The organism is Collinsella sp. AF19-1LB (assembly GCF_003459655.1).
In the GTDB taxonomy this organism is placed as follows: Bacteria; Actinomycetota; Coriobacteriia; order Coriobacteriales; family Coriobacteriaceae; genus Collinsella.
In genome coordinates this window covers 80,019-104,836 of sequence record NZ_QRWO01000001.1, presented here as the reverse complement: position 1 = coordinate 104,836, position 24,818 = coordinate 80,019, and the positions used below count along the sequence as shown (strand labels likewise).

Below are 24,818 nucleotides of genomic sequence, written 5' to 3'. Positions count from 1 at the left end.
TCGAGGCGGCGCTCGTCGCGCGAGCGGGGTCGGTATGGGCGGTCGAGCGCAACGCGGCCGGCGTGCGGCTCATCCGAGAGAACGCGGATGCATTCGGGTGCGGCAACGTGCATGCGGTCCCCGGTGTCGCCCCCGAAGCGCTCGCGAAACTGCCCGTCCCCGACGCCGTGTTCGTCGGCGGGAGCGCGGGCGAGCTTCCCTCCATCGTGGAGGCGGCGCTCGAGAAGAACTCGCAGGTTCGCCTGTGCGTGCCATGCGTCACCGTTGAGACGCTCACCGAGGCGTGCGCGCTCCTCTCGGGTTCGCGCTTTAAGGAGTTCGAGGCGTGCCAGGTTTCGGCCGCCCGCGCCGAGGCTGTAGGCTCGCACCATCTTATGAAGGCGCAAAACCCCGTGTTCCTCGTCAGCGCGCGTGGTGCGGGCGCGGATGCCGAGGAGCTTGCCGATGTCGGGGCGCTTGTTGAGTCACCTGTCGGGGAGGACCCCTCTGCCGAGGGGAAACCATCCGTTGAGGTGGTCTCGCTTGCTAACTGCAACGCCGCAGGTGGGGAAGGCGGCGCCCAGTGAGCACGTCCATCCCGCGCTTCATGGTCGCTGCGCCCTCGAGCGGGAGCGGCAAGACGGTCGTCACGTGCGCGCTCCTGCGCGCGCTCGCGCGTCGCGGCCTTGCATGCGCGGCCTTCAAATGCGGACCCGACTACATTGACCCGCTCTTTCATCGCCGCGTCGTGGGTGCGCGCTCGGGCAATTTAGACGGCTTCTTCACCGACGCCCCGACGCTGCGCGCCCTGCTCGCACGCGGCGCCGCGGGCGCGGATGTCGCGGTGCTCGAGGGGGTTATGGGCTTCTACGACGGCATGGCGCCCGGCGTGGCCGACGCAAGCAGCTACCAGGTTGCGCGCGACACGGAAACGCCGGTCGTTTTAGTGGTGAACGGGCGCGGGGCGTCTTTATCGCTCGCCGCCGTAATCCGCGGCATTGCCGAGTTCCTGCCTTGTGCGAACGTGCGCGGCGTCGTGCTGAACAAGACGAGCGCCGCTGCCTGCGCCTACGCGGCGCCTGCGATCGAGAAGCACACGGGCGTCGCGGTTTTGGGGAATATCCCCGCCGACGAGGCGTTCTCGCTCGAAAGCCGGCATCTGGGGCTTGTGACCGCCGACGAGGTCGAGCAGCTCTCCGCGCGCATCGACAAGATGGCCGAGCTGGTGGAAAAGAGCGTCGACGTCGACCGCTTGCTCGAAATAGCGGTGACGGCACCCGATATCCGCGAGGAACCTTACCGGTTGGAGCCGATCGCGGGAGCGCGGCCCATCGTCGCCGTCGCGCGTGACGAGGCGTTCTCGTTCTACTACGAGGAGAACCTGCGCGCGCTCGAGGACCTGGGTTGCGAGCTGGCCTTTTTCAGCCCCCTGTGTGATAGCGAGTTGCCCCGGGGGACAAGCGCCCTCTATCTGGGGGGCGGCTACCCGGAGCTCCATGCACGGCAGCTCTCCGAGAACGCGCCGATGCGCGAGGCGGTGCGGCGCGCGGTGGAATCCGGCATGCCGACGGTCGCCGAATGCGGTGGGTTTCTGTACCTGCAGCGCGAAATCGCCGATAGCGAGGGGCGGCGCTGGCCTGTTGCGGGCGCCCTTGAGGGCGCAAGCGAGAATGGGGGAAGGCTGTCCCATTTCGGGTACGTGGAGCTCACTTCCCAACGCGACGGGCTCTACGGGCCGCGCGGCACACGCATCCGCGCGCACGAGTTCCACTACTGGCAGTCCACCTGCCCGGGCGGCGACTTCTGGGCGCAGAAGCCCCGGCGCGACAAGGGCTGGCCGTGCATGTCGACCACCCCGTCCCTGGTTGCGGGCTTCCCGCATGTGTACTATCCTGCGAACCCCGACGTTGCGCGCGCGTTCGCGTCTGCCGCAGCGTCGTTTGCAGAGAGGAGACGGCATGGCTGAAGCAACCGAAACCGCGCTTGCCTGCATCCGCGAGGAAGTCGAGCGCGCGTTCTCGTCGGCGCCGGGCGCCGTGCTCGAAGCCACGCTCTCCCGGATCGAGCCCGCAGACGAGTGCGCCCGCGCCGCCGCGTACGCCGCGTGGGACTCCATCGCGCACCCCTTGGGGGGATTGGGCGACTTTGAAGACGCCGTCGCGTGTATCGCCGCAGCTCAGGGGAGCGCCGAGGTGGCCGAGTTTCCCCGTGCGCTCGCGGTATTCTTCTCCGACAACGGGATCGTTGCCGAAGGCGTGTCGCAAAGCGGGCAAGACGTGACGCGAGCCGTCGCGCGCAACATGTGCGAGGGGGCCACGAGCGCCTGCCGCATGGCGGCGTTCGCGGGTGCCGAGGTCGTGCCCGTCGACGTGGGTATGGCCCGGGGCATAGAAGACGCGCGCATGGTGCGCGCGAACGTGCGGCGGGGGAGTGGCAACATCGCGCACGGCCCCGCTATGTCTCGAGATGGGGCCGTGCGCGCGATCGAGGTCGGAATCGCCGTCGCGTGCGGGCTTGCCCGCGCCGGCGTGCGCCTTCTCGCCGCGGGCGAGATGGGCATCGGCAACACGACCACCTCGGCGGCGGTGGCCGCAGTGCTCATCCGGGCGGACGCGCGGAGCCTCGTCGGGCGCGGCGCGGGGCTCTCGGACGCCTCGCTCGCGCGCAAGCGCGACGTGGTCGAGCGCGCTATCGACGCGAACTCGCCCGATCCCGCCGACCCGATCGACGTGCTCTCGAAGGTGGGCGGCTTCGACATCGCGGCGATGTGCGGCTTCTACCTGGGGGCCGCGGCCTCGAAGGCGCCGGCGCTCCTCGACGGGGTCATATCCTGCACGGCGGCTCTGTGCGCGGCGCGCCTGTGCCCCAACGCCTTGGGCTACCTCGTGGGCACCCACGCATCAAGCGAACCCGCAAGCCAGGAGCTCCTTCTCGAGCTCGGCATAAAGGCACCCCTCGACGCAGGCATGCACTTGGGCGAGGGCGCGGGCGCCATGGCGTATCTGCCCCTTCTGGATTCGGCGCTGCGCGTATACCGGGATGGGAAGACGTTCACGGCGACTGGCATGGCTGCTTACGAGCATTTCGAGGCCGTGAAATGACGGTGACGCTCGTTATCGGCGCCGCCGCGAGCGGCAAGAGCGCCTACGCCGAGTCTCTGTGCCTCGGGCACGACGGCCCCCGCGTGTACCTGGCAACGATGGAGCCCTTCGGGGAAGAGGGCACCCGCCGCATCGCGCGCCATCGGGCGCTGCGCGAGGGCAAGGGGTTTTCCACCCTCGAGCGCACGCGTGACGTGGGCACCGCAGTGCCCGAGCTTCCGCGCGGCTGCACGCTTCTTTTGGAAGACGTGGGCAACCTGGTTGCGAACGAGCTTTTCGCGGAAGGCGGCTTGTCCCCGCGTGACCCTGACGCTGTGGCGCGCGAGGTGCTCGGAGGCATCGAACGGCTCGCTCAGGCCGCTGCGTATACGGTGGTGGTCACCGTCGACGTGTTCGCCGATGAGATGCGCTACGATGAGGGGACCGAGGCATGGAGGCGCGCGCTCGCGCGCGTGAACGCGGGCGTGGCGGCGCTGGCCGACCGCGCAGTCGAGGTGGTATGCGGGATTCCCGTGTGGATGAAAGGTGAAGGACCTACAAGGTGAAGATAGCAGAGGCAATCGGCGCGGCGTTCGGAACGTTCTCGCGCATCCCCGTCCCGAAATCGGCCTGGACCGATTTCGGGTCAACCCATGCGCTTGCCGCGTTTCCCCTGGTGGGCCTTGCGGAAGGGTTCCTCATGACGGCGTGGGGACACGTTGCGAACCTGCTCGGCGTGCCCGCGACCATCGTCGCGGCCGTGCTCGTGGCGCTGCCTGTGGCGGTGACGGGAGGCATCCACCTAGACGGGCTCTGCGACACCTCCGATGCGCTTGCAAGTTGGGCCCCGCGCGAGCGAAAGCTCGAGATCATGCACGACCCGCGGGCGGGCGCCTTCGGGGTCATCGGTGTTGTTGTGTACCTTATTCTGCAGTTTTCCCTGTTCACCGCGCTGCCGCTTACGGCGGGGGCGTTCCTCGCGCTTCTGTGCTCGCTCGTGTTCTCCCGCTCGCTTTCGGGGCTCGCCGTTGAATGCTGGCCTGCCGCGCGTGCGGACGGCATGGCCGCGGGGCTCTCGCCTGCTAAGAAGCGCGCGGCGATCGTCGTGCCGCTTTGCGCTTTCGCTGCGGCTTCGGCTGCAGGGATGGTCGCGTGCGCTCAGGCCGTCGGCGCCCTTATGGCGGTGGCGGGGCTTTTGGCGCTCGCGTGGTACCGCCATGTTGCCCTGTCCCGCTTCGGCGGGGTGACGGGGGATTTGGCCGGATGGTTTCTGCAATGGGCCGAGCTCGCGATGCTTGCCATGCTGGTGGCGGGGGGCATGCTCCTATGATGCTCGTGGTAGGTGGCGCGCATTCGGGGAAGAGGACCTTCGTGCGCGAAAAGCTCGGGTTCGCGGCGGACGATTTCGTCGACGCGGCGCAGTTTGCGGAGGGCGGCGTGCCCGCGGCTTTTGCCGGCCGTGTCGCTTACTGTGCTGAGGAACTCGTACGCGCGCTCGACGCTGACCGGGCGCTCGAGCGGCTGATCGGCTTCGACGTAGTGATTCTGTCCTTGGTCGGCTCGGGGGTCGTCCCTATGCGTGCGGAAGACGCCCAATGGCGCGAGCGCGCGGGGCGCCTGGGATGCGCGCTCGCTGCGCGCGCCGACGTCGTCGTGCGCATGACGTGCGGGATTCCCCAGGTCATCAAGGGAAATCTTGATGATGCGCCTCGAGGGACGCAGGGCGCGGGCGCGCCTTTGGAAGTCGTCTTCGTGCGCCATGGTGCCACGGCGGGCACGGAAGACCATCGCTACAGCGGGGCGGGCACCGACGAGCCCCTGTCGAGCGCGGGCGAGCGCGCTTTGCGCGACCTCGCGTGCGATCGTGACGTGTTCCGTGTTATCACGAGCGGCATGGCCCGCACCGACCAGACGGCGCGCATCCTCTTCCCGAACGCGGAGCTTATGGCGTGCCCCGGTCTGCGCGAGATGGATTTCGGCGACTTCGAGGGACGAAGCGCCGCCGAGCTTAAAGAGGATGCGCGCTACCGCGCCTGGGTAGACTCCTGGTGCGAGACGCGCTGCCCGCATGGCGAGGGCAAGAGCGATTTCACCCGCCGCGTCGTCGCGGCGTTTCGGGAGGCGTGCAAATCGGAGCGTGCCCAGGGGAGTGGGCGCGCCGTCTTCGTCGTTCACGCGGGTACCGTGAAAGCGCTGCTCTCCGAGTTAGCTGTCCCGAAAATTGGATACTTCGACGTGCATACCGAGCCGGGCGGCGCATGGGCCGCCACCTGGGATGGGCGCTGCCTTCGCGACGTTCGTCCCGCTTCGGGGGGCGATGCCCGGTGATGACGATTCTTGCCGTCGCCGCCGGGTTCGCGGCCGACCTTGCCTTCGGCGACCCGCGCTGGCTTCCCCATCCCGTCGTCGCCATGGGGCGCGCGATCACGTGGGCCGAAGGCCGCCTGCGGGGCGCATTCCCGCAAACGTCCGCGGGCACGCGCGCCGCAGGTCTTGTGCTCGCCGTGGCGCTTCCGCTTGCGTGTGGGCTTTTGACCTGGGGCATCCTGTATCTTTGCGGCATGGTTCACTCCGGCTTGCGCTTCGTTGCCGAGGCATGGGCGAGCTATCAGATTCTCGCGACATGCGAGCTGCGCCGCCAGAGCCTGGCCGTGGCCCGCGCGTTCTCGAAGGGCGGCCTTGTCGCGGCGCGCGAAGCCGTCGGGCTCATCGTGGGACGCGACACGTCTGTTCTCGACGAGCACGGCGTCGCACGTGCCGCCGTGGAAACGGTGGCGGAGAACGCGAGCGACGGCGTCATCGCGCCGCTTTTCTACCTTATGATCGGGGGTGCGCCCTTGGGCATGGCGTACAAGGCGGTGAATACGCTCGACAGCATGGTGGGCTACAAAAACGAGCGCTACATCGACTTCGGCTGCGCCTCGGCGCGCCTCGACGATGCGGCGAACTGGATTCCCGCGCGCTTATCGGCCCTGCTCATGATCGCCGTGTGCCCGATCGTCGGGCTCGACGCGCGCGGGGCGGCGCGCATCTGGCGCCGCGACAGGCGTCGCCATGCGAGCCCGAACGCGGCGCAGACCGAGTCGGCGTGCGCGGGCGCGCTCGGGCTGCGCCTGGCAGGACCCGCGGTGTATTTCGGCAAGCTCGTTGAGAAACCGACGATAGGCGACGCGTCCCGCGAAATCGAGTGGGGCGACATCGCCCGGGCGACAAGGCTCATGCTCGCCGCGTCCGTATGCGCGCTTGTCGTCTTCGGTGCTGCGCGCGCGGCGGTCGTGCTCGCCGTGGGGGCGATGGCATGAGGGAAGACCACGTCGCGCCCCGGGCTGCCGGGGGAATCCTGCGTGCCCGTGCGCATGGGGGTAGCACGCAATCGCTCGGCATCGCTTGCAAAGGGGGCGCCTCCGACCTCATTGACTTCTCGGTGAACGTGAATCCGGCAGGCCCCTCGCCGCGCGCCGTCGCCGCAGCTTGCAAGGCGCTTTCTCGAATCGACGCCTACCCCGATAGGGAAAGCCTCGCCCTCGTTCGCGCCCTAGCGCGCGCCCAGGGCATTCCCGAAGATACTATCGTCTGCGGCGCGGGCGCGTCCGACATCATCTGGCGGCTCGCCGCGGCGGTGCGCCCGAAACGCATCGTCGTGTGCGCGCCGACGTTCTCTGAATATGCGGAGGCGGCATCGTACTACGGCGCATGCGTGCAGGAGTTCCCGCTCTCCGAAGCGGACGACTTCGACGTGCCCGCCTCCTTCGCCCGCGCGATCGAGGGGCCGGGAGACGTGGCGTACCTCTGCAATCCGAACAACCCGACGGGGCGTCTCGTCGACCCCAGCGTGATCGATGCCGCGGCTTGCCGCTGCGAGCAGGTGGGCGCGCTGCTCGTCGTGGACGAGTGCTTCCTCGGATTTGCGCTCGACGCCCGCGAAAGGAGCGTGGCCGCACGCGCCGCGTGTTCGCGCCATGTGGCCGTGCTCTCCGCGTTCACCAAGCTCTACGGAATGGCGGGCTTGCGGCTGGGATATCTGATCAGCGGAAACGCCCAACTCATCGAGGGGATTCGCCGGGCGGGGCAGGCGTGGCCCGTCTCCTCGGTCGCCGAGGCCGCGGGCATCGCCGCCCTGGAAGACGTTGAATACGTCTCGCGCACGCGCGATGTATTGGCGGGTGAGCGAGCGTGGCTTTCCCACGAGCTCTCCTCGCTCGGGCTTTCCGTCGTGCCATCGGATGCGAACTTCCTTTTAGTCCGCACGCCGGCGAAAGACATCCCCGAGCGCCTGTATAAACAGGGGGTTTTGGTCCGCACGTGCGACTCGTTTTCGGTACTGTCCCGTTTCTGGTGCCGCGTCGCGGTGCGCACGCGCAAGGAGAATGCCCGGCTTGCGATGGCGTTCAGCCGCGCACTTCGGGCGGAAGGTGCATCGGACGAAGGCCAACCCGACGAACGGGGCGGTGCTTCTTGCAGCGGCGCTATGGCGGGCGCGGATGGCCGAGGCTCGGCGAAGGAGGTCGATACCCGTGGGTAGGGCGAAGCCCATCATGATCCAGGGCACCATGTCGAACGCGGGGAAGAGCCTGCTTGCGGCGGGGCTGTGCCGTGTGCTTTCGCAGGACGGCCTGCGCGTGACTCCCTTCAAGAGCCAGAACATGGCGCTCAACAGCGGTGTCACGGCCGACGGGCTCGAGATGGGGCGCGCCCAGATCATGCAGGCCGAGGCGTGCGGCATCGCGCCCGACGTGCGCATGAACCCCATCCTGCTCAAGCCCGAAAGCGGCCACCGAAGCCAGCTCATCGTGGCCGGCAAGGCGCAGGGAGCCTTCGCTGCGAGGGACTACTTCGCGCGAAAGAAGGCGCTCATGCCGCAGATTTTGGAGGCGTTCGATTCGCTCGCGGAGGAAAACGACGTCATCGTCATCGAGGGCGCCGGCAGCCCCGCCGAAATCAACCTTTCCGAAAACGACATCGTCAACATGGGGCTCGCGCGCGCCGTGTCCTCCCCCGTGCTGCTCGCGGGCGACATCGACCCAGGCGGGGTGTTTGCCCAGCTCTACGGCACGGTCGCGCTCCTTGCGCCCGAGGACCGCGCGCTTTTGCGGGGGCTTGTGGTGAACAAGTTCCGCGGCGATGTGGAAATCCTGCGCCCGGGTTTGGCCCCGCTCGAGAAGATGTGCGGGGTTCCCGTCGTGGGGGTCGTGCCGTATCTTACGCTCGACCTGGACGACGAGGACTCGCTCGCGCCGCGCCTATCTGCCCGCGAGGCGCGCGGCGTCATCGACGTCGCCGTCGTGCGCCTTCCGCATTTGTCGAACTTCACCGACTTCGACCCGCTTTCGCGCGTGCCCGGCGTGGGCGTGCGCTACGTTTCCTCGACGACCGATCTGGGCCGACCCGACCTGGTGGTGCTTCCCGGCTCGAAAACTACGCTCGACGACGCGCGCTGGCTTGCGGCTAGCGGCATCGGAGCCTGTGTACGCGCGCTTTCGGGCGCGGGCACGCCGGTGCTCGGCATATGCGGAGGCTACCAGCTTTTGGGAGACGAGCTTTCCGACCCGCACGGCAGGGAAGGCGCTGGCACCGCGCGCGGGCTCGGGCTCATCCCTGCAAGTACGGTGTTCAAGGAGGAAAAGCGCCTCGCCCAGTCGGAGCTGCGCATCACGGGCGCCCAAGGCGCGTTCTCGGCGTGGAACGGCATGACGGCGCGCGGGTACGAGATTCACGACGGCGAAACGACCGTCTCCTGCGCCCCTGCGGGCACAATTGGCGGCAAACCAGAAGGCGCGGCCTGCGGAAACGTGTTCGGAACCTATCTCCACGGCCTGTTCGACGAACCGGGGGTGGCGCTCGCCCTCGCGCGCTCACTCGCGCGCATGCGCGGCCTGCCCGAGAACGTCGTGGGTGCTGCGGGCGCGGCGTCCGCGGCCGATCACCGTGCGCGCGAGTTCGACCGCCTGGCCGACGTCGTGCGCGGGGCGCTCGACATGGAGTATGTCTACCGCATTATCGAGGAGGGCGTATGATCCACGTGTATCATGGCGACGGCAAAGGCAAGACCACGGCGGCGATGGGCCTCGCCCTTCGCATGATCGCCGCAGGCCGCCGCGTCGTCGTCGTGCAGTTCCTGAAAGACGGCGAAAGCGGGGAGGTGCGCCTGCTCGCTGAGCATTTCGGCGTGCCCGTGTTCGCGGGGAAGGCGTCGGACAAGTTTACCTGGTCGATGACGTCGGAAGAACTTGCCGCGACGTGCGAGCTGCACGATGGGAACCTCGCTTCCGCGCTCGCCGAGCTCGAGGGCGCGCAAGAGGGACTGCTCGTGCTCGACGAGGCGCTCGACGCGCTTTCGAAGGGGCTTGTCGACGAGGCGCTCGTGGACCGCGCGCTCGATATGTCCGCGCGCGGCGTCGAAGTAGCGCTCACCGGGCGCGCGCCTTCCCGCAAGATCGTGGAGAAGGCCGACTACATAACCGAGATGCGGTGCGAGAAACATCCCTACGAGCAGGGGATATGTGCAAGGGAAGGAGTGGAGTACTAGTTGGATTCCAAGGAGATGGCGCCCGGCGACATCGAGCGGCGCAGCTTCGAGATTATCACCGAAGAGCTCAGCGGCCGCACGTTCCTGCCGCTCGAAGAGCCCGTCGTGAAGCGCGTCATCCACACCACTGCCGACTTCTCGTACGCCGATTCCCTCGTGTTCACCCATGACGCCGCGCACTGTGCGCTCGACGCACTGCGCGCAGGGGCCACGGTGCTCACCGACACGAACATGGCGCTCGCAGGCATTAGCAAGCCCGCGCTCGCGAAGCTCGGCTGCAAGGCCGTGTGCTACATGGCCGACCCTGATGTCGCCGCGGCTGCGCGCGCCGCGGGCACGACTCGCGCCGTTGCGAGCATGGACAAAGCTTGCGGCATCGAGGGTCCGCTCATCGTGGCCGTCGGCAACGCTCCCACAGCACTTCTGCGCCTCGCCGAGCTCATGGACGCGGGGAAGATCGCGCCCGCGCTCGTCGTTGGGGTGCCGGTCGGGTTTGTGAACGTGGTCGAGGCGAAAGAGGAGCTACTCGCGCGACGCGTGCCGGCCATCGTCGCGAGGGGTCGCAAGGGCGGCTCGACCGTGGCGGCCGCCATTATGAACGCGCTACTCTACCAGATCACGCGCACAGGCGGCCCGAAGTGACGGCGCTGCGCATCTTCGCCGGGACCACCGAGGGCCGCCTTCTGTGCGAATGGGCGAGCGGGGTGGGCATCCCCGCTCGTGCCTACGCGGCAACTGAGTACGGAGGCGAGCTTTTGGGCGAGCTTCCGGGCATCGAGGTGCATGCGGGCAGGCTCGACGAGGCCGACATGGAGCGCGAGCTTTCCGGCGCGCGCATCGTCGTCGACGCCACGCACCCCTTCGCTACGCTCGCAAGCGGCAACATCCGGGCCGCTTCGCTCGCCGCGGGTGCACGATGCCTGCGCCTTGCGCGCCCGGTCGAGGCGCTGCCCAAAGGCATCGTGTCGGTCGCGTCGATCGCCTGCGCGGCGCGCTTTCTCTCCGAGAACCCGGGTCGCGCGCTTCTCACGACGGGGAGCAAGGAGCTTGCTCCCTACACGCGCGTCGCCGATTTCGCGGAGCGCTTCTTCGTGCGTGTGCTCCCGCTGCCCGGTGCTATAACGAAGTGCATCGACGCGGGGTTTTCGCCGTCGCACGTCATCGGCATGCAGGGGCCCTTCACCCGCGAGCTCAACGAGGCGATGCTTCGGCAGGTGGGCGCCCAGTGGCTTGTGACCAAGGACTCGGGAACCGTAGGCGGCACGGCCGAGAAGCTCGCCTCCGCGCGCGACGTGGGAGCGCGCTGCATCGTGGTCACCCGTCCCGCCGAGGGAGGCGGGGCCCTTTCGCTTCGGGAAGTGGAAGACGCGCTCTTACGGGAGTTCGCGCGCTAGGCGCTTGCCGCGCCTGCGCGCCCTCCCGCCCGCGAGGAGGAGCGTCCCGAGCAAGCTCGACCCGTACAAGCCCGTCATCCATCAATAGCTCGAGGACGACGCCCAGAACTGGCGCTAACAGCCCTTCAATAAGTTGCGGTGAAATAGTGTCTGTTTTTGCTGCTAGATAGTATATTCAGTCCCTAATTCACCGCAACTTGTTGGTGGTGGCTTACTGGTAGCTGGTGGTGGCTTACTGGTAGCGTAGGCACTCCACCGGGTTGAGCTTTGCCGCGCGGCGAGCGGGGTAGAAGCCAAAGATTACGCCGATGCCGACGGAGACGCCGAAGGCCAGCAGCACCGTGGCGATTGAAAAGCTCGGTGTGATCTGCCCACTGGCACCGAGCTCGTTGAGAACCCCTGATCCTGCGGCAAACATCGCGAGGCCCCAGGCCAGCAGATAGCCAATCAGGACACCCAGCAGGCCACCGGTGACGCACAGCGCCGAGGACTCGGCCAAAAACTGCGCGGTGATATCGCGGCGACTGGCGCCCAAGGCACGGCGAATACCGATCTCGCGGATGCGCTCAGTCACGTTGGTAAGCATCATATTCATAATGCCGATTCCGCCGACAAGCAGTGAGATACTGGCGACAGCGCCCATGATGAGCGAGAAGGCGCCCATAAACGAGTTGAGTGCATCGATGGCGCTTTTCATGGAGGTCGCCGATACGCTGTCGTACTCATCATCCTCCGAGATGCCCTTCATCGCGCGCACCTTAGACTCGATGGTCTTGCAGAGCTCGTCCATGTCTGTGCCCTCGGCGGCAAGTGCCGTCACGCTGGGGAATGAAGGATTCTCGTCGCCAAACAGGCCGGAGATGGTTTCGCGTGGCATATACAGCGTGAGCGAGCCCATGGAGTCGCTGCCGCCATCAATCACGCCTACAATCTGCACCTCGCCGTTGGACACCTTGATGGTTTTCCCCAGTGCGTCCTGTTCGTTGCCGTAAAGCTGATCGGCGCCGCCGCGGCTGATGAGCGCCACGCGCGAGCCTGATTGAGACTCTGCCTGTGAATAGACACGTCCTGCAACGAGCTTGCTGGCACCCACGGCGTCGAGCATGTCGCTGTCGACACCCTGTGCCATGACGGTATAGCTTTTATCGCCAGACTTGTACTCGGTATACGCGCTGTCGACAATGCCGATCTGCTCTATCTGCGGCACCAGTTTTTGTAGCTTCTCGATATCCGACTCCGTGAGTTCTTGGGACGAATAGATCTGCACCATGCGGGCTGCATTGAGCCCCAAGCTGTTGACCAGGCTGTTTTGTATGCCGCCGATGAGCGAAGTCATGGCGATGACCGATGCGATGCCGATGACAATGCCCAGGATGGTGAGCAGGCTGCGCCCCTTGTTGGCCTCGAGCGAGTGAAGTGCTTCCTGGATGAGATCGCGGGCGCTCATGCCACCACTCCTTTCGGCGGGTTGGCGGAGGCGGAAATCATGGGCAGGCTATCTACGGCGCTGCGCAGGGTCCGCGGTGTATGTGGAATATACGCGCCGTCGTGTATACGACCGTCGCGGATGGTCATGGCACGGTCGGCCTCGGCGGCAATGCCGGGGTCGTGTGTGATAAGCACGATGGTTTTGCCACGCTCCTGGAGCTTATGGAAGGTCTCCATCACAAGCGCTCCGGTTGCGGAGTCCAGGTTTCCCGTCGGCTCGTCAGCCAAAATGATGGGCGGATCGTTGACGAGGGCGCGTGCGATGGCGACACGCTGCATCTGGCCGCCCGAGAGCTCGGATATGCGGTGGTCCCAATGGTCGACGGGCAGCGTGACGGCCTGCAGCGCGTGCACGGCGCGCATTTCGCGCTGGCTACGGGGTACGTTGGTGTAGGCCAGCGGCAGCATGACGTTTTCGATAACCGACAGGCGCGGCAGCAGGTTGAAGCTCTGAAAGACAAAGCCAATGCTCAGGGCGCGAACTTCGGTGAGCTCGTCATCGTCAAGCTCGGCCACGTTGAGCCCTTGCAGGTAGTAGTCGCCCGCCGTCGGCTTATCCAGGCAGCCTAGGATGTTCATGAGCGTCGACTTGCCCGAGCCCGAGGGGCCGGTAATGGCGACGAACTCGCCGGGATCTACCGCTAGGCTCACGTTGTGCAAGATGTGGGCGCAACCCGCTTCGCTCTCAAAAATGCGGTGCACGTTGCGGATGTCGATGACGGGACGCATTACATACCCTCGTCGGCAGACATACTGCCCGAATCCGCGCTGTAGCCGCCGTCAGCCGTTGCGCCCGCTCCGGTGTCCATGACGAGGGTGTCACCGTCGCGCAGTTTGGTTGTGGGCACGCCAGGATTGATTTCGTTGCCCTGGTCGTCGCGCTTGATCTGTGTCTTGCCGACTACGGCTTCGTTGTCGTTTTGCGTCACGACGGTCACCTTCACGCGGCGCGTCTTCTTGCCTTCCGAATCGGTGGCCAGATTGACGTAATAGTGCTCGCCATCTTCGGTCATCAGCGCCATGGTCGGCACCATAACCACGTCGTCGAGCTTCTCGGTCACTACCGAGACCTCGGCAGTCATACCCGGCTTAAGGCGACTGTCGGGTGCTTCGATGAGGATGTCGACGTTAAAGGTCACGCTGCCGCCGCTACCGGAGCCGGAGTCAGAGTTTGCCACCGAGGCGATAGCCGTGACGGTGCCCTGGCTCACGATATCGGGAAACGCGGGATAGGTCACGTTGGCGCTTTGGCCCACGGCAATTTTGGCGATATCCTTTTCGCCCACCTGAACCGTCACCTTCATCTTGGACAGGTCGGCGATCTGCATGCACTGCTTGCCGCCGCTCGTATCGCTTTCGCCCATGATCATTCCGCCTGTTACCGTGGCGCCGACCTTGGCGTTGAGCTCCACGATGCTGCCCGAGCTCGGGGCCGTGACCGTACGGCTGGCGGCCTTGGCGTTCGCCTGATCGAGGTTTGCCTGGGCCGATGCGAGGCTGCGCTGCGCGGCCGATACAGCGTTCGTGTCCGCTGATGCGGCGGAGATGCCAGCCGCTGCGGAAGCTCCATCGACGTCCGTCGTTGGGGTGGCCTGCGCGGCAGCTGCGGCTTTCTGCGCGTTGGCGAGGTCTTCCTGAGCGGCTGCTACTGCACGCTGCGCCTCGGCAACGTTGCGATCGAGCTCGTCGTTTTTAATGGTCATGAGCACGTCGCCCTCGTTGACGGATTGGCCTGCCTGCACGTTGATCGAATCGACCGTGCCGTCGACAGAAGGGGAGACCACTGAGGACGAAATGGGTTTGAGCTGGCCTTTCGCCTCGACCGTTGTGGTAAACGTGCCCTCGGTCACCATGTCGGTCACAGGCCCGCTAGCGCCCTGCGGCTGCGCATTGATAACTAGGGTTGCGACAATTGCAATGAGCGCGATGACACCCACGATGCCGGCGGCAATGCCGCGTCGAATCAGCTTTTTGCGTCGACGTTCGGCACGCTTTGCCTTGAGCTTTGCATAGGCTTCTTCATCGGAGATATCGGTCGAATCGTCGAGACTCGTTTGGGGCTGCTTGGTGTCTGCAGCGCTGATAATCGGCAGGGTCTCGGTGGCATCTTGGGGCATGCGATCGGAATCGTCAGGACCCGGATTGATCGTGGGGACCTTGGACATAGCGTCTCCTTTATCGATATGGCTCTGATAAGTATATACGCCCGTCGCGATAGGCGGGCGTATAGAAGTTGCGGATGACGGTACTGTAAGTTTTGTCGCCGTGCTGTTTACTTGTTGTAGACGTTAGCTGCGTTACGAGTGCACGACCACGCAGAGGCCGACTTTGATGCGCTCGTGGAGCGACTTGGCATCGGCCAGACGCAGGTTGATACAACCGTGGCTACCGCACCACTTGTACGATTCGGCGTTATCGAAACTCGAATCGTTTTGCCAGGTGGCGTCGTGGAATCCGACCATATTGCCCTCGAACGGCATCCAGTAGCTTACCGGGCTCTCGTATTTGGGCTTGCCGGTCTCGGGGTCCTTGGCACCGATGAGTTTGCTGGCGCCATCGTTGCTGTTGATCTGCCATACGCCCTCGGTGGTGGCGTCTTCGCCCGGTTTGCCAGAAATAAAGTTGGCCTCCCACACGATGTTGCCGCTCTCGTCGTAGTAGCGCGCATGCTGCTCGGACAGGTCGACGTCGATATAGGCCTTCCAGTCGGGCTCGCCCTTGGCGGTAAATGTGTCGGCCTTCTGGGAGTACTTGATCTCGATTTCGCCGGTCTGCTTGTTGTTGATGGCGTCCTCGACCTGCTTGGCGAGCGAGCTGCTGTCGATTGACCAACCAAAGTCGCCGCCTTCGACGGCGCACTGCTTGCCATCGGCGCGCGTCCACCAGCGAGTGGAGCCCACGGTATTAAAGCCGTTGGCGAGCTCGGCTGCCCAGCTGCTGATCTGCGACGTATCGAGCGTGGGGTTGGCCGGATCGGCAAAGCTGATCCACTGCAACACGGAGCTGCCATCAACCTTGCCGGCATCCTCGCCGTTGAGCTTGAGGGTCACGTTGACGCCCAAGAAGTTGTTGGCGGCATCGCATGCAGACTGAATCTGATCATCGGTCAGCGTTCCATTGAGCGGCTCATAGGCATCGTTGCCGAGCTTGGAAAGATCTAAGGTCTCGGCCAGCGAGGCAAGCTCGAGCTCGGCATACTTAATGACATGCTCGCGGTTGAGTTTTTCGTTGGAGCGCGCCTTCTCGACGGTAAACTTGCCGGCCTGCTCGTCATAGGAGCTATTGGCCTCGAACGCGCCCGAACGCCCCTCGTTAAACTCGTCGATGGCGGCGCCCAGATCCTTCTCAAACTGCTTTTGGTCAAAGGTGTCGGAGAGCATGGACAGGTCGACGTCTTGATCAAGATCGACTTCGTTGGAGCTAGCGGTTGTTTTGGTCTTGCCGCTTAAGGATTCTACAAGGCGAACCGGCCATACAATGGCTTCGTTGCGGCTGATAATCTCTTTTGCGGCAGCTTCGCCGTCGACAATGGGCTCATCGGACTCGGGCTGATAGGTCCAGCTAAAGTCATCGCCTGTCACGGTGAGCTTATAGTGCTTCCAAGCCGAGTTGACCTTGGTGGCGGCAGACGAAGCGTTGGAGAACGAGACATCGACGCCGGCGATAGTGGTGTTGGGGTAGGCTACCTGCGAAAACGCTACGACGCCTACGATATAGACAATGACGATAAGACCCAGAACGACAAAGAGCGTCGTCTTTTTGCCCGACTTATTGTTCTCGGCGGGTTTGCGTGCGGGGCCGCGATCGCCTCGAGCGTGCGTGGGGGGCTGCTTGGGCGCATTGCCATTTGTCTGGCGCTGCTGATGCTGCTTGTTCGGATGTTGGGAAACGTTTGCCGCACCTCGCTGCTGACCGCGGCTCGGCGCGATAGGACGCGGCGATTGAACGCCGCCGGTGTGCCTGCTCGGCTGCTGCGGATCGGGAATCAGTTGAGTTCGATCGTTTTGCGACATCGTATGCATATCCTTCGAATTTCGCCTTGCGGCTCATCGTGTTTTTACTGGGCTTGCATTATAGCGATTACCTAGTTGTTTGTGGTATGGAAACGGTGGCATTCAAAAGAGGTGGGACATTTGTCCCACCTTCGAGTCTTTCTTTGTCGCTATCCGCACACACCGCATTTTGCACAGGCCGAAAGTGCGGCCGGAGCCTGCGCGATGCCACCCTTTGCCGTCTCGCGCAGCGTGGCCGGCAACGCGTGGCCCACGGAGAGCATGACGTGCGCCATCTGGTCAAACGGCACCAGGCTCTTGATACCGGCAAGTGCAAGCTGCGCCGAGCTAAAGGCGGCTGCCACGCCGATGGCGTTGCGGTTTTGGCAGGGTACCTCCACGAGGCCACCGACGGGGTCACAAACGAGGCCCAGCAAGTTACTCAGCGCGATGGAACTGGCGTCGAGCGCCTGCCCGGGCGTGCCGCCGAGCATCTGCACCAGCGCGGCGGCTGCCATGGCGGCCGCACTTCCTACCTCAGCCTGGCAGCCGCCCTCGGCACCGGCGACGCAGGCGCTCGTGGTGAGGTTGAGGCCGATGGCGGCTGCGCAGTAGAGCGCGTCCATGACCTGCTCGTCGTCGAGCTGAAGGTGATCGGCGAGCGCCAGCACGCAGCCGGGCACGACACCCGCGGAGCCTGCCGTGGGAGCGGCGACGATCACTCCCATCGTGGCGGAGCGCTCGAGCACGGCCATCGCGCGGGCCACGGCGTCGGTTTGAACGGTGCCCATCAGGCTCGTGCTCAAATCGTTGCGGCCGGTGGCATCGACGAGTTTAGCCTCGCCGCCGATAAGCCCGCCGAGCGATCGTTGCGGATTGACGATGGGGGTCGTGGTCTCCTCGCGCATGACGTCGAGCACGCGGCGCATGGCGGCGACGGCGTGGGCCTCGCCGGTCAGACGCGCCTCGCGCACGGCCATAACGGCGCCGATATTCAGGCCGAGCTCGGCGCACGCATCGAGCAGCTGCTCGCCGTCGTCGAAGATTTCCTTTGCCGAGACGCCGGGGGAGAGCGACGAGGCAGAACCGGGGAGCTCGATAAAGGTCGCGTAATCGACATTGTCGAGCTTACGCAGCATCGGGACAACAGTGTCGTCGGGCGCGCCGTCGGTCTCAAAGACGGAGTAGGCCTGTCCGCCCACTTCGGTGCGGTAGGTGCGGCAGAAGGCGATGTTCACGTGTGCGTAGGCGAGCAGGTTGGTGAGCGCGGCGAGCACGCCGGGGACGTCCTTGTGCGCCACGAAGAGCGTTGAGTACATGCCCGAGATGTCAACGCCGACGCCGTTAATGCGGCTGATGCGCATCTTGCCGCCGCCCAGGCTCTCACCGCGGACCTGTGCCGTGGCGCCCGTGTCGTCGACCATGTCAATGTCGACGGTGTTGGGGTGGATGGAGGCATCGTCGCCCTTGATGTCAAAGTGATATTCGAGGCCCTGCTCGCTTGCGAGGTCGAAGGCCTGCTTGATGTTCTCGTCGTCGGTGTCGAGGCCCAGGATGCCCGCGACGAGCGCACGATCGGTGCCGTGGCCGCGGTAGGTGTGGGCGAAGGAGTTCCACAGGCCAAAGGTGACTTTGGTGATGCGGCCTTCCAGCAGGCTGGCGGCAACTTGGGCGCAGCGCAGGGCGCCGGCGGTGTGCGATGAGCTGGGGCCGACCATGACGGGGCCCAAGATCTCGAATGCCGAGGTCGTTGCTAGTGTTTGTGGCTTGCCTGCCATATGCGCTCCTGTTCTATCCCATCGTCCCGAGGGGCGGGGCATAAGGTCGCCTGCTCGGACAGTCCTGACTCGCACGGAGAGCACATTAAGTGCTCTCCGGCTCGTGCGGAACTCGCGATCAACCTTATGCCCCGCCCCTCGGGACTAAGGATACATGGTTGGAGTGCCCGTGCTGCAAAATTCATTAGCTAGTGACGCAGCGTTGGCTCATATCGAAACATCTTCACTACCGGATAAATAAAAAAGAAGTACCGCTTGGGGGCGGTACTTCTTTTGAAAGCGTGTGCGTGTTGTGACCTTGGTGGTTCCCAATTACAGTCCGCGGGCTGCTTTGAGTTCTTCGACTCGGTCGGTCTTCTCCCAGGTAAAGTCGGCGTCTTCGCGGCCGAAGTGGCCGTAGGCTGCCGTCTTCTCGTAGATCGGTCGACGCAGGTCCAGGTCGCGGATGATCGCGCCCGGGCGCAGGTCGAAGGTCTTCTCGACGGCCTCGACGATCTTGTCCTCGGCAACATGCGCGGTACCGAAGGTGTCGACCATGATTGAGAGGGGCTTGGAAACGCCGATGGCGTAGGCAAGCTCGACTTCGCAGCGGTCGGCCAGACCGGCGGCGACCACGTTCTTGGCGACCCAGCGCGCGGCATACGCGGCGGAGCGGTCAACCTTGGTGCAGTCCTTGCCGCTAAAGGCGCCGCCGCCGTGACGGCCGTAGCCGCCGTAGGTGTCGACGATGATCTTGCGGCCGGTGAGGCCCGTGTCGCCCATGGGGCCGCCCACGACAAAGCGACCGGTGGGGTTCACGTAGATGTCCGCGTTGTCCCACGGCATGTTCTCGGCGGCCATGACCGGGGTGATGACGTGTTCGATGAGGTCGGCCTTGATCTTGCCCATGTCCTCAATCTCGGCGGCGTGCTGCGTGGAGATGACGATGGTCGTGACCTCCACGGGCTTACCTTCCTCGTAGCGCACCGTGACCTGGGTCTTGCCGTCGGGGCGCAGGTAGGGCAGGGTTCCGTCATGGCGCACGGCAGCCAGGCGCTCGGCCAGGCGGCTTGCCAGGTAGTGCGGCATGGGCATGAGGGTCTTGGTCTCGTTGGAGGCATAACCGAACATCATGCCCTGGTCGCCGGCGCCGATCAGGTCGATCGGGTCGGTGGTAGCGCCGGTCTGGGTCTCGAAGGACTCGTCAACGCCCTGGGCGATATCGGGCGACTGCTCGTGGATGAGGCTCATAACGCCGCAGGTGTCGCAGTCAAAACCGAACTTGGCGCGGTTGTAGCCAATGCGGCGGATGACGCCGCGGGCGATTTCCTGTACGTCGACGTAGGCCTGGGTGCGAATCTCGCCGGCGACGATGACGGTGCCGGTGGTCACGAGGGTCTCGCAGGCGCAGCGGACGTTCTCCACGTTGGCGGGCACGCCGTTGGGCGCAATATAGCCCTGCTCCTGGAGCTCTATTTCTTTGGCGAGGATTGCGTCGAGTACGGCGTCGCTGATCTGGTCAGCGATCTTATCGGGATGACCCTCGGTCACCGATTCCGACGTAAACACAAACGATCCGTGTTGGGGCGGGATGGAACGAAGCTCTTCTGACATGATTGTCCTTTCAAAAACGTGTCCCGGCGACCGTTACCATTCCGCCGGGCTCTGTATGCAAGGGCACATGATATCGCGTTAATCGAATATTCACACCCTTTCCGCACCTACTCATTGGGGACAGACTTAAATGAGCAGCCTTGCCTAAGTGCCGACAGGTTGCCCAAAGATTGGTCATTTAAGTCTGTCCCCAATGACTGGGTCGGTGCCCTTTGTGCGGAGGTGGGCATTGCTGCTTTATACTGGTGCGGTTAGACATCCATCCTGCAATCGAGGAGATTTCCATGGCATCAGACGTTCGCGTCCGCTTTGCACCCTCACCGACGGGCAAGCTGCACATCGGCGGCGCCCGCACCGCTATCTATAACTGGGCTTTCGCCCGTGCTAACGGCGGCACGTTCATCCTGCGCATTGACGACACCGATCCCACCCGCTCTACCGACGAGAACACGCAGATCATCCTGCGCGCCATGCGTTGGCTGGGCCTGGACTGGGACGAGGGTCCCGAGGTGGGCGGAGACTTTGGCCCCTACGCCCAGACCGAGCGCCTGGACCTGTACAAGCAGGCTGCCCAGAAGCTTTGGGACGAGGGTAAGGCCTATCCCTGCTTCTGCACCAAGGAGCAGCTCGACGCCGATCGCAAGGCCGCGCAGGAGCGCAAGGACCCCTTCCAGGGCTATCAGCGCCGTTGCCGCGATCTTGATCCCGAGGAGGCCCGCCGTCGCATCGAGGCCGGCGAGTCCTATGTCCTACGCATCAAGGTGCCCGAGGACCGCGGCGACGTCGTCATTCACGATGCCGTCCACGGCGAGGTGACCTTCGACGCCAAGGAGCTCGACGACTTTGTCATCTTCCGCTCCGATGGCACGCCCACGTACAACTTCGCGACCGTCGTCGACGACGCCATGATGAAGATCACCCATGTCATCCGCGGCGACGACCACCTGTCCAACACCCCGCGTCAGGTCATGGTCTACGAGGCCCTCGGCGCGCCCGTGCCCACGTTCGCCCACATCTCCATGATCCTGGGCGCCGACGGCAAGAAGCTCTCCAAGCGCCATGGCGCCACCTCGGTGGAGGAGTACCGCGACGCCGGTTACCTGTCCGACGCCTTCGTCAACTATCTGGCGCTGCTCGGCTGGTCGCTCGACGGCGAGACCACGATCATCCCGCGCGATGTCCTTGCCAGCAAGTTCTCGCTCGACCGCATCTCCAAGAACCCGGCGACCTTCGACCCCAAGAAGCTCGACTGGGTCAATGCCGAGTACATCAACGGCATGTCCGATGCCCAGTTTGCCGACGAGATCATGGTCCCCGAGCTGCACGAGGCGGGTCTCATCGAGGGCAACGTCGAGTACGGTGAGGACTGGATCGATGCGCTTGCCGCCATCGTCAAGCCGCGCACCAAGATGCCGGCCGACGCCGTGACCGTCGCCGCTCCCATCTTTGCTACGCCCGAGACGCTCGAGTATGACGAGAAATCTGTTAACAAGGGCCTGGCCAAGGAAGGCATGGGCGCCATTCTCGATGCCGCCAAGGCCGCGCTCGAGGGCGTGGACGAGTGGACGGCTGCCAACATCGACGCCGCGCTTGAGCCGCTGCCCGAGCAGATGGACCTTAAGAAGCGCGTGGTGTTCCAGGCCGTGCGCGTCGCCGTCTGCGGCAACATGGTGAGCCCCCCGCTGGGCGAGACCATGGCGCTCGTCGGCCGCGACGACTGCCTGGCGCGCATCGACCGCGCCCGCACGATGGCGCTGTAATCGCTGCGCAAACGTTTGTATCCGAGCCCCGTTCACCCGAGCGGGGCTCTTGTTTCTGTACCGATGAGTGGGTTGCTGGGACAAAATAATCAGTAGTGTTTGTCCCATGTTCGAGTGACGCAACGAGCTCGACACTCGTATCGGCCATGGGACAAACTCTACTGATTATTTTGTCCCACCCCTTTCAGGTCCGTTCGTTAGAGGTGGTGTATGGCTCAACAACTGTCGCTGTTTGGTTCGCCGGAACCGGAGGAAGCTCCGGTGAAGCCCAAGCCTGCCGCTGCCTCGGCTCAGTCTAAGCCTGCGCCCGAGCCCCCTGCCGCCTACGCGAGCGTGGTCCTCGACATCCCCACCCGTGCGCTGTCGGAACCGTTTGCTTACGGCATCCCCGAGTCCCTTGCCAACGAGGTCCAGATCGGATCCACAGTCCTGGTCCACTTTGGTAACCGTGCCGCCGCGGGCTATGTCGTCGACATTGCGCCTGATCTGGGCGATCTGCCGGGCAACAACGCCCTCGACCCCGTGCGCATCAAGCCCATCGAGTCTATCCTCAGCAAACCGCTCTTTACCGCCGAGGCTGCACGCATCGCGCGTTGGATGAGCCACGAGTACGTCGCAACGCTTTCCGAGTGCCTGCGCCTGTTTTTGCCACCGGGCGGCAGCCCGCGTGTGGTCAAGGGCGACGACGGCGTGTGGACGGTTGAACGTCCAGCCGTCAAACCCATCCAAAACCGCTGGGTGATGCTTACGCCCGAAGGCTTTGACTACACGCCACCCAAGACCGCGGTCCGCCAGCGCCAACTCATCGAGGCGCTCCAGTGTGGTCCTGTCACGACGCGCGACCTCAACCTTCTCTATAACAGTATGTCGGCGACCATCAAGTCGCTCGAAAAACGCGGCGTCGTGGTGGTGGAAGAGCGCCGCGCCTGGCGTGGCTGCAGCGAGCAGACCACGCTGTCCTCGGCAAGCGGCAAGGCGCCGGTCTCCCTTACCAACGGCCAGCAACAGGCACTCGCGCAGATTGAGCGCGCCCGTCTGGACGCTCATGGCGACGTGGTGCTGGTCGACGGCGTCACCGGCTCCGGCAAAACCGAGGTTTACCTCTCCGCCATCGAGCGCGTGCTCGCAGCCGGTCGCTCGGCCTGCGTGCTGGTGCCCGAGATTTCGCTGACGGCCCAGACCGTCGGCCGCTTCCGCTCGCGCTTTGGCGAGACGGTCGCCGTGTTCCATTCGCGGCTTTCGGCCGGCGAGCGCCTGGACCAGTGGGATATGGTTGCTAGCGGTGCGGCCCGCGTGGTCGTCGGCGCTCGCTCGGCGCTCTTTTGCCCGCTCAGCGACTTGGGCCTCATCATCATCGACGAGGAGCACGAGACCAGTTACAAGCAGGGCTCCAGTCCGCGCTACCATGCGCGCGAGGTGGCAGCCGAGATGGCGCGCCGCTATCGCTGCCCGCTCGTGCTGGGGTCGGCCACGCCTTCTGCCGAAGCGCTCGATCGCTGCCGTCGCGGAACGTACGGCGGTGCCACGTGGACGCGCGTCGAGATGCCCGAGCGCCCCGGACACGCCGTGCTGCCTACGGTCCGCATTGCCGACCTGCGTCGCGAGTTCGCACACGGCAGCCGCTCCATGTTCTCAAAACCGCTGATGGAAGGCCTGGAGCGTGTGGTCGAGCGCCGCGAGAAGGCCGTGCTTCTGCATAACCGCCGTGGCTTTGCGCCATTCCTGATGTGCCGCGAGTGCGGCTGCGTCCCCACCTGCAACCACTGCTCCACCGCGCTTACGTATCACGAGCGCACGCACACGCTGCAGTGTCACACATGCGGTTCGTCTTGGCGCGTGCAGCCCTATCCGGCGCCCACAAGCCGTTGCCCCAAATGTGGCAGTCGCTACCTGGCAAAAATGGGGCTGGGCACGCAGCAGATCGAGGACGCACTGCACCAGATGCTGCCCGAGGACGTCGCCATCATCCGCATGGATGCCGACTCCACGCGCGGCAAGGATGCGCACAAAAAGCTGCTCGAGCAGTTCGATGCGGCCGATTGCGCCGTGTTGCTGGGCACCCAAATGATCGCAAAGGGTCTCGATTTTCCCGAGGTCACGCTCGTGGGCGTGGTCAATGCCGACTTCGCCCTCAAGCTGCCCGATTTCCGCGCAGGGGAGCGCGCCTACGATCTGCTGGAACAGGTGGCGGGCCGTGCCGGTCGCGGCGATCGTCCCGGTGAGGTGATCATCCAGACCTACCTGCCCGAGGATCCGGTCATTCGCGCCGTCGCTGAGCACGACCGTTCGATCTTTACCGACTACGACCTGGACCAGCGGCGCGACGCGCTGTATCCGCCCTTTGTGCGCCTGGTCAACATCTTGGTGTGGTCGGCAAACCGAGACGACGCGCAGGACTACATTGGGCGCATTGCAAAGCTTCTTAAGCGCCGCTGGCATGCCGCCGCGCCCGACTTTTTGAGGGCGGGGAGTGCCATGCCGCAGGTGCTGGGCCCGGCTTCGTGTGTAATCGAGAGAGCCAAGGACCGTTACCGCTTCCATCTGCTTGTGAAGTCGCCCGTGGGGTACCATGTCTCTGATGATATCGACGCCTGCCTCAAAGAGGTGGGCTCCGTGCGCGGCGTAAGCGTGAGCGTTGACGTCGATGCCTATGATTTGATGTAACAACCCGAAAGGATGGCCATGGAAGCCAACGGAATCGTACTGTCGCCCGACCCTCGCCTGCGTCAGGAGTGCGCCGTGATCGAGGAGATCACCCCGGCGATCGAGGCGCTTGCCGAGAAGATGAAGAAGATGATGTTCGACAACGGCGGTTGCGGCCTGGCTGCTCCGCAGATCGGCGAGCTTATTCAACTCGTCACCATCGACTGCGACTACAGCGACAAGAACGACTACGACCCGTACGTGCTCATCAACCCTGTCATTGTTGAGCAGAGCGACCATCTGGTGCCGTTTAGCGAGGGCTGCCTGTCCATCCCCGGCATTAGCTGCGAGATCGAGCGTCCCGATCATGTCGTCGTCGAGGCGTATGACCTGGACGCCAACCTGATTCGCTATGAGGCAACGGGCGACCTGTTCTGCGTGTGCCTGCAGCACGAGATCGATCACCTGCATGGCAACACCATGTTTGAGCGACTCAAGCCGATGCAGCGCATCAAGGCAGTCAAGGAGTACCAGGACGCCCTGGCCCGCGGCGCTCGACCGGGCGAGACGGAGTAGGTCCCACCG

General features: G+C 64.8%; 21 protein-coding genes. 15 read left to right on the top strand and 6 right to left on the bottom strand.

The window, feature by feature from the left end; all coding sequences use genetic code 11:
* From DWX39_RS11100 to cobK, 12 genes are all read left to right on the top strand, one after another.
* The coding region (locus DWX39_RS11100; protein ID WP_199411421.1) for a hypothetical protein at positions 1 to 566 on the top strand (566 nt) is incomplete at its 5' end.
* Positions 563 to 1,945, top strand: a complete 1,383-nt coding sequence (locus tag DWX39_RS00480; protein WP_233508819.1) for a cobyrinate a,c-diamide synthase — start codon at positions 563 to 565, stop codon at positions 1,943 to 1,945. The genes DWX39_RS11100 and DWX39_RS00480, both read left to right, overlap by 4 nt.
* Positions 1,938 to 3,080, top strand: a complete 1,143-nt coding sequence (locus DWX39_RS00475) for a nicotinate-nucleotide--dimethylbenzimidazole phosphoribosyltransferase (protein WP_117758120.1) — start codon at positions 1,938 to 1,940, stop codon at positions 3,078 to 3,080. The genes DWX39_RS00480 and DWX39_RS00475 overlap by 8 nt, the downstream gene beginning before the upstream one ends.
* Positions 3,077 to 3,625, top strand: coding sequence for a bifunctional adenosylcobinamide kinase/adenosylcobinamide-phosphate guanylyltransferase (locus DWX39_RS00470; protein ID WP_117758119.1), 549 nt, complete (start codon positions 3,077 to 3,079; stop codon positions 3,623 to 3,625). Before DWX39_RS00475 ends, DWX39_RS00470 begins: the two co-directional genes overlap by 4 nt.
* A complete protein-coding gene (gene cobS, locus DWX39_RS00465) occupies positions 3,622 to 4,389 on the top strand; it encodes an adenosylcobinamide-GDP ribazoletransferase (RefSeq protein WP_117758118.1) in 768 nt (255 codons plus the stop codon). Before DWX39_RS00470 ends, cobS begins: the two co-directional genes overlap by 4 nt.
* Positions 4,323 to 5,387, top strand: coding sequence for a histidine phosphatase family protein (locus tag DWX39_RS00460; RefSeq protein ID WP_233508820.1), 1,065 nt, complete (start codon positions 4,323 to 4,325; stop codon positions 5,385 to 5,387). Before cobS ends, DWX39_RS00460 begins: the two co-directional genes overlap by 67 nt.
* On the top strand, positions 5,387 to 6,361 hold the full coding sequence (gene cbiB / locus DWX39_RS00455) for an adenosylcobinamide-phosphate synthase CbiB (RefSeq protein ID WP_117758116.1): 975 nt from the start codon (positions 5,387 to 5,389) through the stop codon (positions 6,359 to 6,361). The genes DWX39_RS00460 and cbiB overlap by 1 nt, the downstream gene beginning before the upstream one ends.
* Positions 6,358 to 7,581 carry a histidinol-phosphate transaminase gene (locus DWX39_RS00450; RefSeq protein WP_158561593.1) on the top strand — a complete coding sequence of 408 codons (1,224 nt, stop codon included), beginning with the start codon at positions 6,358 to 6,360 and terminating at the stop codon, positions 7,579 to 7,581. Before cbiB ends, DWX39_RS00450 begins: the two co-directional genes overlap by 4 nt.
* On the top strand, positions 7,574 to 9,073 hold the full coding sequence (locus tag DWX39_RS00445) for a cobyric acid synthase (protein ID WP_233508821.1): 1,500 nt from the start codon (positions 7,574 to 7,576) through the stop codon (positions 9,071 to 9,073). The genes DWX39_RS00450 and DWX39_RS00445 overlap by 8 nt, the downstream gene beginning before the upstream one ends.
* The gene (locus DWX39_RS11095) at positions 9,070 to 9,585 is read left to right on the top strand and encodes a cob(I)yrinic acid a,c-diamide adenosyltransferase (RefSeq protein WP_117833453.1); all 516 of its coding nucleotides are present in this window, start codon (positions 9,070 to 9,072) and stop codon (positions 9,583 to 9,585) included. The genes DWX39_RS00445 and DWX39_RS11095 overlap by 4 nt, the downstream gene beginning before the upstream one ends.
* Complete coding sequence (locus tag DWX39_RS11090; RefSeq protein WP_117833454.1) at positions 9,586 to 10,227, top strand: precorrin-8X methylmutase; 642 nt, start codon at positions 9,586 to 9,588, stop codon at positions 10,225 to 10,227.
* Entirely contained in the window at positions 10,224 to 10,979 is a 756-nt protein-coding gene (gene cobK / locus DWX39_RS00435) for a precorrin-6A reductase (protein ID WP_117758113.1), read from the top strand. The genes DWX39_RS11090 and cobK overlap by 4 nt, the downstream gene beginning before the upstream one ends.
* Before the next feature lie 232 nt (positions 10,980 to 11,211).
* Here cobK and DWX39_RS00430 read toward each other — a convergent pair whose 3' ends face one another.
* From DWX39_RS00430 to metK, 6 genes are all read right to left on the bottom strand, one after another.
* A complete protein-coding gene (locus DWX39_RS00430) occupies positions 11,212 to 12,426 on the bottom strand; it encodes an ABC transporter permease (protein WP_117758112.1) in 1,215 nt (404 codons plus the stop codon).
* A complete protein-coding gene (locus DWX39_RS00425) occupies positions 12,423 to 13,196 on the bottom strand; it encodes an ABC transporter ATP-binding protein (protein WP_117637734.1) in 774 nt (257 codons plus the stop codon). Before DWX39_RS00425 ends, DWX39_RS00430 begins: the two co-directional genes overlap by 4 nt.
* Positions 13,196 to 14,632 (bottom strand): efflux RND transporter periplasmic adaptor subunit, encoded by a 1,437-nt coding sequence (locus DWX39_RS00420; protein WP_117758111.1) that lies wholly within the window; start codon positions 14,630 to 14,632, stop codon positions 13,196 to 13,198. Before DWX39_RS00420 ends, DWX39_RS00425 begins: the two co-directional genes overlap by 1 nt.
* A gap of 132 nt (positions 14,633 to 14,764) precedes the next feature.
* Positions 14,765 to 16,480: a L,D-transpeptidase gene (locus DWX39_RS00415; protein WP_158561592.1), complete on the bottom strand. Its 1,716-nt coding sequence runs from the start codon at positions 16,478 to 16,480 to the stop codon at positions 14,765 to 14,767.
* Between the two features lie 149 nt (positions 16,481 to 16,629).
* Positions 16,630 to 18,237: an L-serine ammonia-lyase, iron-sulfur-dependent, subunit alpha gene (gene sdaAA / locus DWX39_RS00410; RefSeq protein ID WP_117758109.1), complete on the bottom strand. Its 1,608-nt coding sequence runs from the start codon at positions 18,235 to 18,237 to the stop codon at positions 16,630 to 16,632.
* Between the two features lie 312 nt (positions 18,238 to 18,549).
* Positions 18,550 to 19,830, bottom strand: a complete 1,281-nt coding sequence (gene metK, locus DWX39_RS00405) for a methionine adenosyltransferase (protein ID WP_117758108.1) — start codon at positions 19,828 to 19,830, stop codon at positions 18,550 to 18,552.
* A gap of 284 nt (positions 19,831 to 20,114) precedes the next feature.
* Between metK and gltX the strand changes: the two genes are divergently transcribed.
* The 3 genes from gltX (at position 20,115) to def (ending at position 24,809) form a co-directional block, all read left to right on the top strand.
* On the top strand, positions 20,115 to 21,590 hold the full coding sequence (gltX, locus tag DWX39_RS00400) for a glutamate--tRNA ligase (protein WP_117758107.1): 1,476 nt from the start codon (positions 20,115 to 20,117) through the stop codon (positions 21,588 to 21,590).
* Positions 21,591 to 21,800: 210 nt separating this feature from the next.
* Complete coding sequence (gene priA, locus DWX39_RS00395) at positions 21,801 to 24,254, top strand: primosomal protein N' (protein ID WP_117758106.1); 2,454 nt, start codon at positions 21,801 to 21,803, stop codon at positions 24,252 to 24,254.
* Between the two features lie 18 nt (positions 24,255 to 24,272).
* Entirely contained in the window at positions 24,273 to 24,809 is a 537-nt protein-coding gene (gene def / locus DWX39_RS00390; RefSeq protein WP_055250379.1) for a peptide deformylase, read from the top strand.
* The last annotated feature ends 9 nt before the right edge of the window (positions 24,810 to 24,818 follow it).

What these genes read in the sequence shown, in the direction of transcription:
- def (WP_055250379.1), top strand. Translation starts at nt 24,273, where the DNA reads ATGGAAGCCAACGGAATCGTACTGTCGCCCGACCCTCGCCTGCGTCAG.
- DWX39_RS00430 (WP_117758112.1), bottom strand. Translation starts at nt 12,426, where the DNA reads ATGAGCGCCCGCGATCTCATCCAGGAAGCACTTCACTCGCTCGAGGCC.
- cbiB (WP_117758116.1), top strand. Translation starts at nt 5,387, where the DNA reads ATGACGATTCTTGCCGTCGCCGCCGGGTTCGCGGCCGACCTTGCCTTC.
- DWX39_RS00415 (WP_158561592.1), bottom strand. Translation starts at nt 16,480, where the DNA reads ATGTCGCAAAACGATCGAACTCAACTGATTCCCGATCCGCAGCAGCCG.
- metK (WP_117758108.1), bottom strand. Translation starts at nt 19,830, where the DNA reads ATGTCAGAAGAGCTTCGTTCCATCCCGCCCCAACACGGATCGTTTGTG.
- priA (WP_117758106.1), top strand. Translation starts at nt 21,801, where the DNA reads ATGGCTCAACAACTGTCGCTGTTTGGTTCGCCGGAACCGGAGGAAGCT.
- sdaAA (WP_117758109.1), bottom strand. Translation starts at nt 18,237, where the DNA reads ATGGCAGGCAAGCCACAAACACTAGCAACGACCTCGGCATTCGAGATC.
- DWX39_RS00450 (WP_158561593.1), top strand. Translation starts at nt 6,358, where the DNA reads ATGAGGGAAGACCACGTCGCGCCCCGGGCTGCCGGGGGAATCCTGCGT.
- DWX39_RS00420 (WP_117758111.1), bottom strand. Translation starts at nt 14,632, where the DNA reads ATGTCCAAGGTCCCCACGATCAATCCGGGTCCTGACGATTCCGATCGC.
- gltX (WP_117758107.1), top strand. Translation starts at nt 20,115, where the DNA reads ATGGCATCAGACGTTCGCGTCCGCTTTGCACCCTCACCGACGGGCAAG.
- DWX39_RS00470 (WP_117758119.1), top strand. Translation starts at nt 3,077, where the DNA reads ATGACGGTGACGCTCGTTATCGGCGCCGCCGCGAGCGGCAAGAGCGCC.
- DWX39_RS00425 (WP_117637734.1), bottom strand. Translation starts at nt 13,196, where the DNA reads ATGCGTCCCGTCATCGACATCCGCAACGTGCACCGCATTTTTGAGAGC.
- DWX39_RS00475 (WP_117758120.1), top strand. Translation starts at nt 1,938, where the DNA reads ATGGCTGAAGCAACCGAAACCGCGCTTGCCTGCATCCGCGAGGAAGTC.
- DWX39_RS00460 (WP_233508820.1), top strand. Translation starts at nt 4,323, where the DNA reads ATGGTTTCTGCAATGGGCCGAGCTCGCGATGCTTGCCATGCTGGTGGC.
- DWX39_RS11095 (WP_117833453.1), top strand. Translation starts at nt 9,070, where the DNA reads ATGATCCACGTGTATCATGGCGACGGCAAAGGCAAGACCACGGCGGCG.